The organism is Azonexus sp., assembly GCF_049652925.1.
Classification (GTDB): domain Bacteria; phylum Pseudomonadota; class Gammaproteobacteria; order Burkholderiales; family Rhodocyclaceae; genus Azonexus.
This window is the reverse complement of sequence record NZ_JBASFI010000002.1, coordinates 40,168-57,271: the sequence shown is the minus strand read 5'-3', so window position 1 is coordinate 57,271 and position 17,104 is coordinate 40,168. Positions and strand designations below refer to the sequence as shown.

The 17,104-nt window shown below is 57.0% G+C and carries 15 protein-coding genes; 7 read left to right on the top strand and 8 right to left on the bottom strand.

What is annotated here, in order from left to right; all coding sequences use genetic code 11:
- Window positions 1-60: 60 nt before the first annotated feature.
- Genes WBK19_RS00440 through WBK19_RS00425 form a run of 4 tightly spaced genes read left to right on the top strand, consistent with a single transcriptional unit; the run spans window position 61 to window position 2,565 of the window.
- The gene (locus WBK19_RS00440; RefSeq protein WP_511285908.1) at window positions 61-864 is read left to right on the top strand and encodes a DODA-type extradiol aromatic ring-opening family dioxygenase; all 804 of its coding nucleotides are present in this window, start codon (window positions 61-63) and stop codon (window positions 862-864) included.
- Window positions 861-1,403 (top strand): cytochrome b, encoded by a 543-nt coding sequence (locus WBK19_RS00435; protein ID WP_511285906.1) that lies wholly within the window; start codon window positions 861-863, stop codon window positions 1,401-1,403. The genes WBK19_RS00440 and WBK19_RS00435 overlap by 4 nt, the downstream gene beginning before the upstream one ends.
- 11 nt (window positions 1,404-1,414) lie before the next feature.
- Entirely contained in the window at window positions 1,415-1,969 is a 555-nt protein-coding gene (locus WBK19_RS00430; protein WP_511285904.1) for a YceI family protein, read from the top strand.
- 26 nt (window positions 1,970-1,995) lie between these two features.
- Window positions 1,996-2,565: a YceI family protein gene (locus WBK19_RS00425; RefSeq protein ID WP_511285902.1), complete on the top strand. Its 570-nt coding sequence runs from the start codon at window positions 1,996-1,998 to the stop codon at window positions 2,563-2,565.
- A gap of 81 nt (window positions 2,566-2,646) precedes the next feature.
- Here WBK19_RS00425 and WBK19_RS00420 read toward each other — a convergent pair whose 3' ends face one another.
- Window positions 2,647-4,722, bottom strand: coding sequence for an HD domain-containing phosphohydrolase (locus WBK19_RS00420; protein WP_511285900.1), 2,076 nt, complete (start codon window positions 4,720-4,722; stop codon window positions 2,647-2,649).
- Window positions 4,723-4,894: 172 nt separating this feature from the next.
- Complete coding sequence (locus tag WBK19_RS00415; protein ID WP_511285898.1) at window positions 4,895-5,539, bottom strand: transglutaminase-like cysteine peptidase; 645 nt, start codon at window positions 5,537-5,539, stop codon at window positions 4,895-4,897.
- Window positions 5,540-5,777: 238 nt separating this feature from the next.
- On the opposite strand from WBK19_RS00415, the gene WBK19_RS00410 reads away from it, so the two are divergent.
- From WBK19_RS00410 to WBK19_RS00400, 3 genes are all read left to right on the top strand, one after another.
- On the top strand, window positions 5,778-7,067 hold the full coding sequence (locus WBK19_RS00410) for a tetratricopeptide repeat protein (RefSeq protein ID WP_511285896.1): 1,290 nt from the start codon (window positions 5,778-5,780) through the stop codon (window positions 7,065-7,067).
- A gap of 275 nt (window positions 7,068-7,342) precedes the next feature.
- Window positions 7,343-8,608 (top strand): hypothetical protein, encoded by a 1,266-nt coding sequence (locus WBK19_RS00405; protein WP_511285894.1) that lies wholly within the window; start codon window positions 7,343-7,345, stop codon window positions 8,606-8,608.
- 200 nt (window positions 8,609-8,808) lie between these two features.
- Window positions 8,809-10,092: a HupA family protein gene (locus WBK19_RS00400; RefSeq protein WP_511285892.1), complete on the top strand. Its 1,284-nt coding sequence runs from the start codon at window positions 8,809-8,811 to the stop codon at window positions 10,090-10,092.
- Window positions 10,093-10,192: 100 nt separating this feature from the next.
- Here the strand turns inward: WBK19_RS00400 and WBK19_RS00395 are convergent, their stop codons facing one another.
- From WBK19_RS00395 to WBK19_RS00370, 6 genes are all read right to left on the bottom strand, one after another.
- On the bottom strand, window positions 10,193-11,986 hold the full coding sequence (locus WBK19_RS00395; protein ID WP_511285890.1) for an acyl-CoA dehydrogenase C-terminal domain-containing protein: 1,794 nt from the start codon (window positions 11,984-11,986) through the stop codon (window positions 10,193-10,195).
- A gap of 23 nt (window positions 11,987-12,009) precedes the next feature.
- Entirely contained in the window at window positions 12,010-12,957 is a 948-nt protein-coding gene (locus WBK19_RS00390; RefSeq protein ID WP_511285888.1) for an NAD(P)H-dependent flavin oxidoreductase, read from the bottom strand.
- Window positions 12,957-14,615: a long-chain-fatty-acid--CoA ligase gene (locus WBK19_RS00385; RefSeq protein ID WP_511285886.1), complete on the bottom strand. Its 1,659-nt coding sequence runs from the start codon at window positions 14,613-14,615 to the stop codon at window positions 12,957-12,959. Before WBK19_RS00385 ends, WBK19_RS00390 begins: the two co-directional genes overlap by 1 nt.
- A gap of 25 nt (window positions 14,616-14,640) precedes the next feature.
- A complete protein-coding gene (locus WBK19_RS00380; protein WP_511285884.1) occupies window positions 14,641-15,216 on the bottom strand; it encodes a chalcone isomerase family protein in 576 nt (191 codons plus the stop codon).
- Complete coding sequence (locus WBK19_RS00375; protein ID WP_511285882.1) at window positions 15,213-15,725, bottom strand: DUF4442 domain-containing protein; 513 nt, start codon at window positions 15,723-15,725, stop codon at window positions 15,213-15,215. The genes WBK19_RS00380 and WBK19_RS00375 overlap by 4 nt, the downstream gene beginning before the upstream one ends.
- 165 nt (window positions 15,726-15,890) lie before the next feature.
- Window positions 15,891-17,090, bottom strand: coding sequence for an acetyl-CoA C-acyltransferase (locus WBK19_RS00370; protein ID WP_511285880.1), 1,200 nt, complete (start codon window positions 17,088-17,090; stop codon window positions 15,891-15,893).
- Window positions 17,091-17,104 lie beyond the last annotated feature (14 nt).

The window sequence follows — 17,104 nt, the reverse complement described above, 5'->3', positions numbered from 1 at the left end:
CGGCTATTTCGATCCAAATAACAGGCATAAAGTGCGTCCATCGAATTAGGAGTTGCCGCAATGACACAGGTTTACCCCACCCTTTTTGTTCCGCACGGCGCGCCGACTTTTGCGCTGCGCCCGGGTGCGGCCGGCGCAGCGCTGACGACCATGGCGGCGTCGCTGCCCTTGCCGCGCGCCATCGTCATCGTCAGCGCCCACTGGGATACGGCCGTGCCGACCGTCGGTTTCGCCGAACGCCCGGAAACGATCCACGATTTCTGGGGCTTCCCGGATGAACTGTACGAAATCCGCTACCCGGCCACCGGCTGTCGCGAGGCTTCCGAAGAAGTTGTCGCTGCGCTGAAGGCCGCCGGCCTGCCGGTCGCCAGCGATGCCAGCCGCGGCCTTGACCACGGCGCCTGGGTGCCGCTGCGACGGATGTTCCCCGACGCCGAAGTGCCGGTCATTCCGCTCTCCATCCAGAGCCGCGGCGGCCCGACAGCAGCCTACAAGCTTGGTCAGGCGCTGGCGCCGCTGACGGAAAAAGGCTTTCTCGTCATCGCCTCGGGAAATGTCACGCACAACCTGCGCGACTACCAGATGGCGGCTCGTAACAGTGGGCAGACGCCTGCCTATGTGCGCCAGTTCACAGACTGGCTGGCCGGGCGTCTGTATTCTCATGACATTTCCGCCCTGCTCGACTACCGCCAACAGGCGCCCGGCGGCGTTCAGGCACACCCGAGCGATGAACATTTGCTGCCGCTTTATGTCGCACTCGGGGCGGCTGGCGAAAACGCGCAGGCCAATCGCTTCCATGCCGGCATCGACAATTACGTCATTGCCATGGACGCCTTTTCGTTTTCAGGCAAAAAAGGAGGTTGACCGTGGAAGTCAAACATTACACCGGCACCGCCAAGGCCCTGCACTGGCTCATGGCCATCCTGCTCTTCGGCATGCTGGCGCTGGGTTTCTACATGCAAGACCTGCCGCTGTCGCCGGACAAGCTGAAGCTTTACTCCTGGCACAAATGGGCCGGTGTCACTGCCCTCCTGCTCGTCAGCTTTCGCCTACTCTGGCGCTTCACGCATCGCCCGCCGGCCCTGCCTGACAGCATGCCGAAGATCATGCAGTTCGCCGCTCACGCCGGTCACCTGGCGCTCTACGGGCTGATGCTGGCCATCCCGCTGTCCGGCTGGCTGATGAGTTCGGCCAAGGGTTTCCAGACCGTTTATTTCGGCGTCCTGCCCATCCCCGACCTGCTTGAGAAAAACAAGGAAGTGGGCGATCTGCTGGCACTCGTCCATCAAAGCCTGAACCTGCTGTTCGTCGTCGTTCTGCTCGGCCACATCGGCGCGGCGCTGAAGCATCACTTCATCGACAAGGACGACATCCTGACCCGCATCCTGCCCCGCCACTCCTAGGAGAACTGAACATGAAACGCCTCGCCTTTGCACTTGCCTTCGCAGCCCTGATTCCCGCCGCACAAGCCGTTGAATACACCCAGGTCCAGCCCGACAAAAGCGCTGTCAATTTCGTCTACAAACAGATGGGAGTTGCGGTCGACGGGAAATTCAAGAAGTTTTCCAGCCAGCTCAATTTCGACCCGGCCAAGCCGACTTCCGCCAAGGCGAGTTTCGATATCGAACTGGCCAGCGTCGACACCGGCGCTGCTGAAGGCGACGAGGAAGTCGCCGGCAAGCAGTGGTTCAACACCAAGGCATTCCCGACAGCGCGCTTCGTATCAGGCACCGTCAAAGCCCTTGGCGCCAATAGGTACGAAGTCGCCGGCCAACTGACCATCAAGGGCAAGACGCAGGATGTCGTCGTCCCGGCGACCTTCACGGCGCAGGGGAGCACGGGCGTCTTCGATGGCGCCTTCACCATCCGCCGCGCCGACTTTTCCATCGGCGAGGGCTCCTGGGCCAAGTTCGACATCGTCGCCAACGATGTCCAGATCAAGTTCCACATCACCGCTGCAACGAAATAAACCCCAACCCATCAAGGAGAATCACCATGAAAAAACAATTCGCCACCCTCGCTCTCGCCATCGCTGCCGCCACCCCGGCCCTGGCCGCCCCGGAAACCTTCACGCTCGATGGCAACCACAGCTTCCCGCGCTTCTCGTACAGCCATTTCGGCTACTCCGTCCAACTCAGCCGCTTCGACAAGACCACTGGCACCATCGTCCTCGACAAGGCCGCCAAGACCGCCAAGATCGACCTCGTGATCGACACCAAGTCGGTGAGCACCGGCTCCGAGACTTTCAACGAGCACATCCAAGGTGAAGATTTCCTCAACACCGCCAAGTATCCGACGGCTACCTTCAAATCGACCAAGGTCGTCTTCGAAGGCGACAAGCCGGCCACCATCGAAGGCAACCTGACGCTCAAGGGCATCACCAAGCCAGTCACCTTGAAGGTCACCGGTTACCAAGCCATGCCGCACCCGATGGTGAAGAAGGATGCCATCGGCGGCAACGCTACGGTCACCGTCAAACGCACCGATTTCAACATGGGCAAGCACGCACCCTACGTTGGTGATGATGTGACCATCGACATCGCTATTGAAGCGATCAAGCAATAATCGCGGAAGCTGCATGCAAAAAAGCCGCCTCGAACCGGGCGGCTTTTTTGCGCGTATCGGTGCAAAGCTCAGCCCATCAAGTCACGAGGCATTGGCCGATGGTGCTGACCACTTGATCCATTCCGGCCGATTCTCGGCCACATGGAACAAAGCTGCGACAACATGGCGATCGTATTTGGAACCACTCTCGCTCAATAACTTGTCGAGTGTCTGCTCCAGGGGCACGCCTGCACGATAGGCCCGGGCACTGACCATCGCCACAAAGGCATTGGCAACGGCCAGAATCCGGCTTTCGAGCAAGAGTTCGTGCTCCTTCAGCCCGGCCGGATAGCCGCTACCATCAAGATGCTCGCTCTTCTGGGCGATGACATCGATGACTGGCCCCTCGAATTCAATCGCTTTCAGTACTGCCACGGAGTGCTGTACGTGCGATTGCATGATTTTCTGCTCTTCGGGCGACAGGACTTCACGCTTGGTCAGCAATTCCCTCGGTACAAATATCTTTCCGACGTTGGCCAATTTAGCCGCCATATCAAGTGTCTCGGCAGCCGAGTCATCAAGCCCAAGTTCGCGCGCAATGGCTCCGGCAACCAGAGCCGTACGCATCGAGTGCTCGGTGCAGAAGGGGTCATGCGAATCAACGATGCAGGTCAGTACTCCGACAAGCTGATTCATTAACGCCTGACGTTTCTTCTGCGCGTCCTGCTCGACCGTCATGTCGCGAGCCAGACATAGAACCAGCCCCGGCCCTTCATTTGTCGGGATAGGCACCGCAGAAAAATAATTGTGGCTGGCGATGCTGCCAATATCCAGATCCAGCATTCGGGACACAGTCTGGGATGTTTTTCGGCTCTCCACGACAAGCGCATCAATCCGATGCGCCGCTGACGGACCGACAATGCTCGACAGTGTTTTCCCCCGGAGAGCATCCGGGGACTCGTTGACCAAGGAGCCAAATGCCTTGTTGCAGAACTTCAGGCGCTCCTCTTCAACGGTAAAGATAAGGTCGGGAGTGCCATCCATGACGCTCATCATCAATGCAGACTGATCAGCCAATTGACGAGACTTGCTGCGCAGCACCTCGGAAACCGATCGCTCTTTCACGCTGGCACCATGCCACCATGCGGCAATCAAGCCTGCCGCAATGACCAGAATGGCAAAGGTCAGCGTAATCATGAGGAAGCGCTGATGATCCCGCGATTCCTTGAGCGCCTCGACCGCATCGATCTTCTGGACCAGAATCCAGGGGGTCTGGCGGAAACTCCTGCTAACCGTCAAAACCTCGCGTCCGGCGTAATCCAGATTCATCGAGAAGCTTCCGGGCTTGGTCAGCGCTTCGACCTCAACCTGATTCACTGCAGACAATGAAAGCTGTTTGCGCAGAGGTGCAGTACCGTCGGCCAGCGGCGAGATAAACGCGACAGAATCCCCCTCGCGCCTCACCAGCAAAGTTTCATCCGCGCTGGTCAACGTCCCCTTCCGCAACAACAAGGGGAAGAGCTCATCTCGAGCCCGCTTGACACCGGCAATGGCCGCAATCGGGCGCTGCCCAGGCTCACTAGACTGAACGGAGAACACGGGAATGGCAAAGCCCAGCACCACCTCTCCGCCAGTATTTTCATACAAGTCCTGCAAGGCAGGTTTGCCGCTCTCCACCGCGCGGAGCAAGGTTGCCTTCAAGGCATCGTCGGCATGAAAACCAGATGTTCCGACAATCGTCTTGCCTGCGGCATCAACGATGACGATGCCTGAATCCGATGCGGAAGCTATGTTGGCCTGGACCTTTGTCTTCTGGCCGGCAAGGGAATAACCGTTTTTCTCGGCTGTTGTTTCAAGCAGGTTACGCAAGTAGCCAAATTGTGCAGCTTGAGCGTCTACGGTTTCCGCATCCGGGGCTGCTACCAGTTGCGAAAGGTAGAAACGCAACGATGCGTTATCAGCAAGCTCCCTGACCACCCCATATTGCGTATCTATCCACTGATTGAGGCTTTGAGCACGGCTCTCGGCAACGACACCCAACAGGGTTTCCCACGCACGCAGATCACGCTCTTTCTCGCTGGCCGCATAGTTGATGATCGACCAGACACCGACAATCAGGAGCATCCCCAGCGCAAGAATCGCCGGAGCCCACTGTTTACGCCACATTCGAGTTTTCATTATTTTGCAGTCCTGGCGACAGGGCAGTCATATCTGCCCGATGAATTAGCCGAAACACTTGCTGAAAAAGGCGTGCACAAAACCTGCTGAGAATTGATGCCACAAATACGTTTACCTGAATAAATCATATGTCCCGCTTGATACTTTGACAATTGACGACGGCCACATTACTTCATGGCAAATGCATCCACCAGTTATGTTCATTTAGCGAAAAAACCGGAACGTAATGGGCAATCTTCTGATGCGAAACAACCTCCCGGACTTGATTGTCCAGAATAAAAATATCATCTCGCATATAGACAGCCAATACAGCGTGGGGAATCCTAAGATTGGCATCCTGAACGACCACCACTCTCAGGGACTCCGCCGGAACCCCCAACTGCCTTAGCGAAAAATATTTGATGATGGCGAAATCCTCGCAATCGCCCCCCAAAGTCAGGAACTCACGGGGAATTGCCCAGTAGTCCGAGCGGCCGTAATTATCCTGATCCAGTACGTAACGAAAACGATTGGAAAAATCGTTCACAACCGCAACCTGTTCGCGAGGAGCGTGCCCGCGCATGGAGCTGATCATTGCCAACCACTCAGGCACTTTGCAAAGATTAATCGGGCAGTTTTCGGTGCTCGGGCGGTCCTCCGCATGACGTCGCATAACCGAGACCCACTGAGGAAAGATAGAAAACCCGTCCTTACGCTCCTCTCTGGAACTAAAGAGTTTGTGATCGAGTGGCTGATTCTCCGCAGCGGCCACAACTGAAAAGCAGGTTCCGACCAAATACAAAAACACCTGAATCCATATTAAAACAGTGAGTTGCACGTATTAATCTCGGCCACGGAAAGGCAAAAAAACTGTTTGCACAGGAATGGAGTGCTCCGAACTATCGCATATGCAAGTTTACTGTCGAATTACTTTACAGTTGTAAAAAACCTACATACTGGGCCGCTAAAGACATCTTGGGAAGCAATCTCATGACATGAGCAGTGGGTACCGTTTACACTTACGGAAATTAACGTTTTGTTACCAAATCACCACAGTCACTATAGAGGTACGATACATGAATGCTCGCAAAGCAGAAACCTTTGGCTCCCTGAAACGCGCCTGCCTGCCTGTCTTTCTGGCTTTTGCCGGAATATCGGCCGCTACCGCCCAAGAAGCAGTCGATACGGAAAAACTGTTCAAGGAAGGTATCTTCCTGCGCGAACAAGGTCAGGTATTCAGCGCCATCGAAGCACTTGAAACTGTATTAAGCAACAATCCCTCGCTCAACCGTGCTCGCTTGGAGCTGGCTGTTGCCTACTTTCGGGCACTTAACCTGGATCAGGCCAACCTTCAGGCGCAGAAAGTCCTTGACGACCCGAAGACACCGGAAAATGTTCGCTTGGCAGTACTGGCCTTCCAAGCCCAGATCAAGCGTGACCAAGCAGCACTGGTTGCCAAACCACACACCTTTGAGCCCTCTATCTCGCTTGGCTTTCTGTACGACACCAACGTAAACGTCGGCCCGAGTGGCGCCACGTTGCCCGGTGGCCTGATTCTCCAACCCGGCTCCACCCCCCAGCATGATTGGGCAGGAGTTGCTCAGGCTGGTATTACGCACACCTATAACTCGCCGACGGTAATTCGATTTGGCGAAACCGCATCGCGCCTCATCTGGCAAACCAGTGCAGGCCTGTATCACAAGGGTTATTTCGAAAAAACCGACTTCGACCTGACGGCCCTCTCCCTATCGACCGGCCCGGGCTGGGTTGCTCCCAACAAATGGCGTACCAAGCTGAATTTCCAAGCTGATGCCCTATATCTCGGTGGCGACTACCTCGGTCTCTACACCTCGGTTTCCCCAACTTTTACGCTGCAACTCAAAAACGGTGAGCTGACTTGGGATGCCCTGGTGCTGAACAAGAGTTTCGATCGAGCCATCGATGCTGGGCGTGACAGCAACTATTACTCTACCGGCCTCTCATACGGCCATCTGTTCCTGCAAGGAAAACTGGCCGTTCAGGGTGGCGCTCACGTCTTCTTGGAAGAAGCCTCGGCTAACCGCTTCAGCAATGATGGCTGGGAAGCCTTCATTGGTGCCAACGTTGTCGCCTGGCAAAATGGTTCTGTGTATGGCCGCTACAGCTACAAGGACACGAAGTTCGATGGCGTGGAACCAGTCTTTAACGTTGCCCGCGACGAAACCGAGCATCGCCTTGAAGTCGGCTTTGGCCACAACTTCAAGGAGGGTCTGATGAAAGACTGGCGCGTCTCCGGCAGCTGGCAATTCACGGACAACAACTCCAATGTAAGCATCTACACTTACGAACGTGAAGTTGTAGGCGTAAATCTGGGCCGTTCGTTCTAAAGCAAAGCTACCAAAGCTTCAAAGTCAAAGGGCGCCGATGGCGCCCTTTTTTACGTCCATCACTTCCTGCACAACCTACGCCACAAGGCGGCAACACGTCGAAATTCTTTACAGCAACCTTGCGGCGAAAAACGCAAGTATATGATTAATATAAATTAAATTTATTGGCTCGATATATGCGTTGTAAAAAAGCGTAAAGCCCCGGCTTGATTTCATGCCGTCGGCACCTACAGTAAAAGAAAGACCATCGTTTCAGTCAAGTAGTGAGGGATATCATGAAAACAAAGCGTACAGTTATAGCAGCGTGTATCGCCACCCTCTTCATCAGCGGTACTGTGTTTGCAAAAGACACGTGGGAGTACCACGAAAGTGGATGGAATAATGTCCATTCTTACGGCAAAGTTGTCGTTGCCCAAGACTCAGTCAACCAGTGGGGTCCGTGGGAAGACTTCGTAGAACCAGCCGCCGGAGCACCATCTCCAGTTGCCATGCCCGGAATGTCCGGAAGCGACCCGTATCGTAACAATCCGGTCGTCGTGGTGACTGAAGGTTGCGCAGCAGGAACTTGGTGCGGTTACGCCATCTACCGCAACTCTTCAACCGGTGGCCAAGAAATTCAAACGCGCTCCTACTACAAGCCATCCGATCCATGGAGCGCTGGTTTGTTTGCACTGACACCGACCCCCGATGATCCAAGCATTACCGCAGGAAGCGGCCGAGGTGAAGGCAATGTCTTCTGGCGCATCACTCCCCTCGGAAGCACCGATCCAACATTCAGCGATTCGGGCACCAATATCCCGGCAGACTTTGGTGGCGGCTATGGCTGGTTTAGGGATGATGGACTCCATCATTTCCATGCGTGGACAGGAAACGAGACGGACTCTGGCTGGGAAAGCAGTTCGGCAACCGGCTTTTCTCACAACTGGTTATCTAGTGAAGCAACTAGCGAAGTTGGATACGGTTGGTTTGCGCTCGCAGTCAAGGGAGCAGACAAGGAAGTGGCTGTTGGTACGTTTGACCGTCAGGTAACGACTTATACGAGTGGCAATGAAGAATATCGGTCTTGGGATGAAACAACGGCCAGAACCAATGGTTACTACGTTGCCGGGATCGCTACACCCCAAGCCTATCTGGCTGACCAACAGGCCCGTGACATCAGGGCTTATTACGCGGGTGGCAGTTTCGATGGATCCAGCCAAGGGAAAGTGTTGATTCAGGTCCAGTTTGCCCCAGCGACTTGGCAAGGACAGTGGACCGGTGCGATGAACTTCAAGGCAGAAGGCAACATCAGTGGCGCGAGCATTAGCTCAAGCAGTGTATCGGCGTTGTACTCAGGAAGTAGCTCCTCCTATGCAGGCTCCGTTCAGGGAACCTTCTACGGCCAACAAGCTGGATCAATCGGTGGTGTTTCTACTGTAACAAAGACCTACACGCCACCAGTTGACGCACGTATAGCTCAAATGCCAACCACTCAAACCCAAACAGCAGTTTTCTTGGTCAACAAAGTCTATAGCACCGGACCGTCAGTCAAAACTGACTAACGAAAACTCCAGACACCCCGCAAAAAAGGCGCTTCGGCGCCTTTTTTTATTTCCTGCGCCGGGCACAACAAATTGATTTGCCTGAAATGAGGAATAGATCACAGAAGCCAGCTGACGAAAAGCGACACCTTGTAAAAGTCTATCTAAACTTAACCCATGTAAAGAATAGTAAATCCACATACAGACCTAGAGGATAGATCATGAAAAACAATCGCACCATTATCGCAACATGCATCGTTGCCCTTTTTGCCAGTAGCCCGGTATTCGCGAAGGAATCGCAGCAATTCCATGAGGATGACTGGAGCACGGTCAGGTCCTATGGCAAGGTATTGATCTCACAGGACTCCGTCGACAGCTGGGGCGCATGGACCGATTTTGTTGAGCCGGCTGCAGGCGGCCCAAACGTAAATCCAGCACAACTCTTAGGCGCTGGTAGCGGTGACAGTTATCGCAACAACCCGATTGTCACCCCAACTACCGTCAGTGATACTTGTGCTGCAGGCTCTTGGTGCGGTTATGCGATCTTCCGTGACTCGACAACCACCAAGACTGGTCACAAAGAAAAAACAATCTATGAGGGCTCTGGCTACAACAAGTACTCCTCAGGCTTGTTCGCGCTGACCCTGACGCCGGATAACTTCCCGCTACCCAAGAAAGGAAGCCCGGGAGAAGCCTCGTGGAATCTCGAATCGCTGAATCCAGCGATCACCCCTAACTTCACAAGTTCGGACGAGCAGATTGCAGTGAATTTCGGCGGCGGCCTTTCCAACGAATTGAATCATTTTCACACGGCAGGATGGAATGCTGATCCCTCAGTGTCTGGCTTTTCTCATAGCGGGTTGTCGATTGAAGCTTTACTTGCCGTAGGTTTCGGAAAATTTGAAGAGGCCATTACCGGAACTCTGTACAAAGTAGGCCAAGAACCCGTTTACAACCGTCGCGGGCATTTTATAGGTTGGCAAGACATTTATGTAACGCTTAAGGCTGATCCTGATGTTGCCATTGGCACCTTCGACCGGTCATCTGTGGAAAGCTACACCAGTGGTGAAGGCAAGGGCTCCACCACCACTACAACAACCACCACGACAGGTTATTACGTTGCGGGCATCGCAACGCCGCAAGCCTATCTGGATTCACAGCGCGCGGGGAATGTCAGTGCAACCTATGTTGGTGGTAGTTTTGATGGCAGCCAACAAGGCAAAGTTATCATCACCGTCAACTTCCAACCCGGAACATGGTCTGGAAATTGGAGCAACAACGGATCATTTAATTTCAACGCGGCAGGAACGGTTAGCGGCGCCAACATCACTGGTAACGTCGTAGATACCAAGAACCTGCAAGGCTCCGTAAATGGAACGTTCTACGGGCAAACTGCTGGTTCAATCGGTGGTGCATCAAGCGTTCAGAACATTAATACCGCAGCGGTACAAAACGCAATTTTCTTGGTCAACAAGGCTCCGACGCCGGTATCCAGCCCTAAATAGTTGCGGCTTGATAGCTTAAGAAAAAAAGGCGCCGAAAGGCGCCTTTTTCGTTTTCGGATAATTTTGAAATAGCCTTGCAGCTAGTGGATACCGTTTCCGCTCAGAACAACGCATTGGCTGCATCATTAAAAGCAGCATCCCCAGCTCGAACTGTTTCACCATAGGCCGTCGCCTGCGGCAACATCTGGTCGGAATAGAACCGCGCCGTGGAAATCTTCGCACGGTAAAAGGCCTGGTCACCCTCTCCCTTGTCAAGATAGCCGGCAGCAGCCAACGCCGCCTTGCCCATGAACCAGCCACCGCAGACGGTGACGGCCAGATGCAGGTAGGGGACTGCTGCGGTCAACACGCCTGAAAGGCCGGTTTTGGCGTTGGCGGCCAGCCATTCGGTGGCTTCCGTCCACGCCTTGAGCGCCACGCCGAGGCGCTGGCCGATGGCTTGCAGTTCGGGCTTGCCGGAGGCGCCGAGTGCTTTGGCGGTGGCGTAGACCTCGCCGAAGACGACCTTGGCGGTGGCGCCCTGGTCGCGCATAAGTTTGCGGAAGAGCAGGTCATTGGCCTGGATGCCGGTGGTCCCTTCATAAATCGTCGTGATGCGCGAGTCACGCCAGTGCTGGGCGGCGCCGGTTTCTTCGATGAAGCCCATACCACCGTAGATCTGGATGCCGAGCGAGGTGACTTCGATACCCATTTCGGTACCGCCGCCCTTGACGATGGGGATCATAAATTCAGCGAGGTAAAGCTGACGTTTTTTCTCATCGGCATCGGTCGCCGCATGGGCACGATCGAGCAGGCCGGAGGTGTAGTAGGTCATGGCGCGGTTGGCTTCGACCCGGCACTTCATGAGCATCAGCATGCGGCGGATGTCGGGGTGCTTGTCGAGAGTTACCAATGCTTCGCCGGTCAGCGCATCGCGGCCTTGCTTGCGTTCGCGAGCGAAGGCCAGAGCCTGCTGGTAGGCGCGTTCGCCGAGTGCGATGCCTTGCAGGCCAACGCCGAGGCGGGCTTCGTTCATCATGATGAACATGTATTCGAGGCCGCGGTTGGCTTCGCCGAGCAGGTAGCCGACGGCGCCGCCATTGTCGCCATAGGCCATGACGCAGGTCGGGCTGGCGTGGATGCCGAGCTTGTGCTCGATGGAGACACAGTAGGCGTCGTTGCGGGCGCCGAGGCTGCCGTCGGCATTGACCAGGAATTTCGGCACCAGGAACATCGAGATACCCTTCACGCCGGCCGGCGCGTCGGGCAGGCGGGCGAGCACGAGGTGGACGATGTTGTCCGTCATGTCGTGGTCGCCGTAGGTGATGAAGATTTTCTGGCCGAATACCTTGTAGCTGCCGTCAGCCTGCGGCTCGGCGCGCGAGCGAATCAGCGCCAGGTCGGAGCCGGCTTGCGGTTCGGTCAGATTCATCGTGCCGGTCCATAGCCCGGTGATCATCTTTTCGAGGTAGATCGCTTTCAGCTCGTCGCTGGCGCAGGTCAGCAGTGCTTCAACGGCGCCGGTCGTCAGCAACGGGCCGAGCGAGAACGACAGGTTGGCCGAGCAGACCATTTCCTTGACGGCGATGCCCAGCGTATCAGGTAAGCCCTGGCCACCAAAATCAGCCGGCGAGGTAATGCCATTCCAGCCGGCTTCGCAGAAGGCCTTGTAGGCTTCCTTCCAGCCAGTTGGGGTGGTCACGCCGTTCGCGGTCAGCTTGCAGCCTTCCTTGTCGCCGACGCGATTGAGCGGGGCGAGGACTTCGCCGGTGAACTTGGCCGCTTCTTCCAGAATCGCATCGGCGAGGTCGGGCGTGGCATCTTCGAAACCGGCGATCTGGCACAGTTCCTTGAAACCGGCCAGTTCGTCCATGACGAAACGCATGTCTTTTACGGGCGCACGGTAGTCGCTCATTTGGTCTGTCTCCTAGTTGTTTTTCAGAATGGGCTGTTGCACAACGCCGTCTTGGCGGCGCGGTATTCCTGCTTCAGGCGGGCAACCAGATCGGCCGTCGGCATCACCTCATCGATGGTGCCGACGCCCTGCCCGGCGCCCCAGATGTCTTTCCAGGCCTTGGCGGCTGTCGCACCACCAAAATTCATCGCGGTCTTGTCTTTTTCCGGCAGATTGGCCGGATCGAGGCCGGCGGCGACAATGCTTTTGGTCAGGTAATTGCCATGGACGCCAGTGAAGTACGGGGTATAGACGACATCCTTGGCCGCCGAATCAACAATGGCCTGCTTGTAGGCATCGATGGCGTGGGCTTCGTCGGTGGCAATGAAGCGCGTGCCGATATAGGCGAAATCGGCACCCATGGCCTGCGCGGAGAGAATGGCGCTGCCATTGGTAATGGCACCGGAAAGCGCGATCGGGCCATCGTAGAACTTGCGGATTTCACCGACCAGCGCGAAGGGACTGAGCATGCCGGCATGGCCGCCGGCCCCGGCGCAAACCAGGATCAGGCCATCGACGCCCGCCTCGAGCGCCTTTTCGGCGTGGCGCACGCTGATCACGTCATGAAAAACCTTGCCGCCGTAGGCGTGCACCGGCGGCACGATTTGCGTCGGCGCCGACAGGCTGGTGATGATGAGCGGCACCTCGTGCTTTACGCACAACATCATGTCGTGTTCGAGCCGCTCGTTGGAGGGATGAATGATCTGATTGACGGCGAACGGTGCGGCGTTCGGATCGGCGGCCAGTTCGGCCTTGATGCGGGTCAGCCACTCGTCGAGCAGTTCCTTGGGCCGGGCATTGAGGGCCGGGAAGGAGCCGATCAGGCCGCTCTTGCATTGGGCGATGACGAGATCGGGGTTGGAGACGATGAACATCGGCGCGCAGATGACGGGCAACGACAGGTTCTTGTTCAGTGATTCTGGAATCGGCATCAAGCCCCCTCTTTCAATGCGCGACGCAAGATCTTGCCGACGTTGGTGCGCGGCAGGTCGTCGCGGAATTCGACATGTTTTGGAATTTTGTAACCGGTGAGCAAGCCGCGGCAGTGGTCAATCAGCATGCGCTCGGTGACGGCCGGGTCCTTGCGGACGACGAAAATCTTCACCGCCTCGCCGGAGTTTTCGTCGGCCACGCCGATGGCCGCGACATCGCGGACGCCGGGGTGCATGGCGACGACTTCCTCGACCTCGTTAGGGTAAACGTTGAAGCCGGAGACCAGGATCATGTCTTTCTTACGGTCAACCAGAAAAACGAAGCCTTTTTTATCGACGTAACCAACGTCACCGGTGCGCAGGAAACGGTCCGGATAGAAGACGTAATCCGTTTCCTCCTGCCGCTGCCAGTAACCTTTCATGACCTGCGGGCCGCGAATGCAGATTTCGCCGACCTGCCCCTGCGGCACCTCATTGCCGTAGTCATCGCGGATTGACACTTCGGTAGACGAAATCGGCAGGCCGATGGAACCATTGAAATCGCCCATGTCGAGCGGGTTGATTGTCGCTGCCGGCGAGGTTTCCGTCAGACCGTAGGCTTGCAGCAGCGGGGTGCCGACCACTTGCTTCCACTTTTCGGCGACCGGCCCCTGCACCGCCATGCCGCCGCCCAGCGTGACGCGCATGGTCGAGAAATCCAGCTTGGCGAAATCCTCGTTGTGCAGCAACGCGTTGAATAGCGTATTGACGCCCGTTACCACGGTCACAGGGTATTTCGCCCACTCTTTCACGAAGCCCGGGATGTCGCGCGGATTGGCGATGAGCAGGTTGCGCGCGCCGATCATCAGGAAGGTCAGGCAATTCGCCGTCAGTGCGAAGATGTGATAGAGCGGCAAGGCGGTGATGATGAATTCCTCGCCCTCGCGGACCACCGGCTTGATCCAGCTGTAGGCCTGCGTGACGTTGGCAGCGATGTTAGCATGAGTCAGCATGGCGCCCTTGGAAACGCCGGTCGTGCCGCCCGTGTATTGCAGGAAGGCGATATCGTCCTGGGTCAGCGGCACGGGTTGCCAGCCGTGGCTGCGCCCGGTGGATAGCGCGCTGCTGAAGCCGATAGCACCCGGTATTTTCCAGGCCGGCACGAGCTTCTTGACGTGGCGCACGACGAAATTGACGATGATGCCCTTGAGTCCGAGCATTTCGCCCATCGGCGTGACGATGACGTGCTTGATTGCCGTGTGAGCGACGACCTGCTCGAGCGTGTGCGCGAAGTTCTCAACGATGACAATGGCAATCGCTCCAGAGTCCTTGAGCTGGTGCTCCAGTTCGCGCGGCGTGTAGAGCGGGTTGCAATTGACCACGACGCAGCCAGCGCGCAGCGTGCCAAACAGTGCAACGGGATATTGCAGCAGGTTGGGCATCATCAATGCGACGCGGTCGCCCTTCTTCAGGCCTTTGGCCTGCAGCCAGCCGGCAAAGGCCTTGCTCTCCTCGTCCAGTTGGCGATAGGTCATCGCCTTGTCCATGCTGATGTAGGCGACCTTTTCGGCATAGGTTGTGCAGGCTGTTTCGAACAGCGCGACGAGCGACGGGATGTGGTCGATGTCGATAACTGCCGGCACGCCATTCGGATAGCTTTGTAGCCAGATTTTTTCCATGATTGTTTCCTCCTCCGTTGCCAACCTAGGACCCGAGCAGCGCCTTCTTCAACGAGGCGTCCACCGGCTTGTCACCGAGCCAGACCTTGAGCAGCGCTTTCGCAAAACCGGCACCGGCCACCTTGCCGCGAGCTTCCCCGTTCAGGCTGACAGCAACGCCGTCTACAGAGAAATCGATGCCAACGGTATCGCCTTCTCGAGCCTTGCCGATACCTTTCATGATGGCTCCCAACTGATCAGCCTGCGTTTTCAGCTCGGCCAGTTCGGCCGGGCTGTGGTTGCTCTTCAGGCCGTCGTCGAGGGCCGAACTCAGTGTGTCGGCGTCAAGGTCGCGCATCATGCGCATGACCATGCGGCGGGGCTGCGGGCTGTCGTAGATTGACGTCGGCGTCGTCGATTTTTGGCCAACGTAGAGCGCGCCGACGTAAACCTTGATGAACAGTTTGCTGCGCAGTCCGGCGCCGTTGAGCACCAGATCGCTGTTGCCAACTCGGATGTTGTCGTCCACTTTCACGCCGGCCACTTCCGCGGCATGCAGCCCGGGAACCGCCAGCATTGCGGCAATGAGCGCTGCCTGCCGGACGCATGTCGATGTAATCATTTGTCTCCTCCACCGCTCTTTTGTCGGTAGTAATGTTTGTCGGCAATGTAAACCGTACGTTCGACCACGGTATGCACGATGCCGTGCCTGTCTTTCAATTCGACCTGATAAGTCCGCTCAAGCTCCGGGTTCTTCGCCAATTCGGCCCGGATTTCTGCCACTTCCTCGTCACTCAGGACAAAATCAGCATACAGCGTCGAATACCCCGGCTTGCAATAGCGAATGTTCGCCGACTTGTCCCAGACGATGTACGCATCACCCAGCACCGCCATCAGCATCATCGGATGCGCCCCGTCGGTGATCGCAAAGAGCGAACCGCCGTAGAGAGAACCGAAGATATTTTTCGTGCCCCTGTTCAATGGCAGGCTAATTCGAATGTGACGCAAATCCTTCGCTACATGGGTTACCCGACCGCCGGTACCGCGAAAGGCCGGATGAAAATTGAAACCCAGTCGCACCATGCGCGCCCGCCAGGTCGGAGAAAGTTTGGCCAGCCAGGCGGGTTTCATGATTTCAATTTTGGGCGAAACCTCCGGTTGACCGTGGCATTCAGAAATTCGCATGAGTGGGCCAGATCCGAGGCGCCCAGCGCGCAACAAGCGAGACATACCTTTAGGTAGGCGAGCTTGTGACCACTGCGCAACGACGGAGATGGCTTGCTCATGCGGATTTCCTTAAATCCGTTCGATGATGCCGGCGGCGCCCATACCCGTCCCGATGCACATCGTCACCATGCCGTACTTGCCGCCGGTGCGCTTGAGGCCATGCGCGACGGTGGCGATACGGATGGCGCCGGTGGCGCCGAGCGGGTGGCCCAGCGCGATGGCCCCGCCAAGCGGATTGACCTTGCTCGGATCGATGCCGAGTTCCTGCATGACGGCGATCGACTGCGCGGCAAAGGCTTCGTTGAGTTCGATCCAGTCCAGCTCATCCTGGCGGATGCCGACCTGCGCCAGCACCTTGGGAATCGCCGCGACCGGGCCGATACCCATGATCTCCGGTGCCACGCCACCGACGGCGTAACCTGCAAAGCGGGCCAGCGGCGTCAGGTTGTGTTCGCGCAGGATCTTCTCAGAAACCAGCATGACCGCACCGGCGCCATCCGACATCTGCGACGAGTTGCCTGCTGTCACCGAACCACGCGCATGGAAAACCGGCTTGAGCTTGGCCAGCTTGTCGAGGGCCGAATCCGGGCGCGGACCTTCGTCGGTATCGGCGATTCGTTCACGGATGCGGATTTCGCCGGAAGCCAGATCGGGCAAGCTTTCGCGGATGGTGTAGGGGGAAATCTCAGCCATAAAGTGACCGGCCGCAATCGCCGCACAGGCCCGACGATGCGATTCGACGGCGAAGGCGTCCTGCGCCTCGCGGCTGACCTTCCATTGACTCGCCACCTTCTCGGCGGTCAGGCCCATGCCGAAAGCGATGCCGAGGTTTTCCTCTTTCGCGAAAATCGCCGGGTTCATCGACATCTTGTTGCCCATGATCTGCGGCATCACCGACATTGATTCGGTGCCGGCGGCGATCATCACATCGGCCAGGCCGAGGCGAATCTGGTTGGCGGCATCAGCCACCGCCTGCACCCCGGAGGAACAAAAACGGTTGATCGTGATGCCCGGCACGGTGATCGGCAGCCCGGCCAACAGCAGGCCGATGCGGGCGACGTTCATGCCCTGCTCGGCTTCCGGCATGGCGCAGCCGACGATGACGTCGCCGATCAGCGCCGGATCGATGCCCGGCACCTGGGCGACAACCGCTTTGATGACATGGGCCAGCATGTCATCCGGCCGCACGTTCTTGAACATGCCGTTTTTCTTGGCCACCGGCAGGCGGTTGGCAGCGACGATGTAGGCGTCTTGAATTTGTTTGCTCATAATTTTTTCCTCAG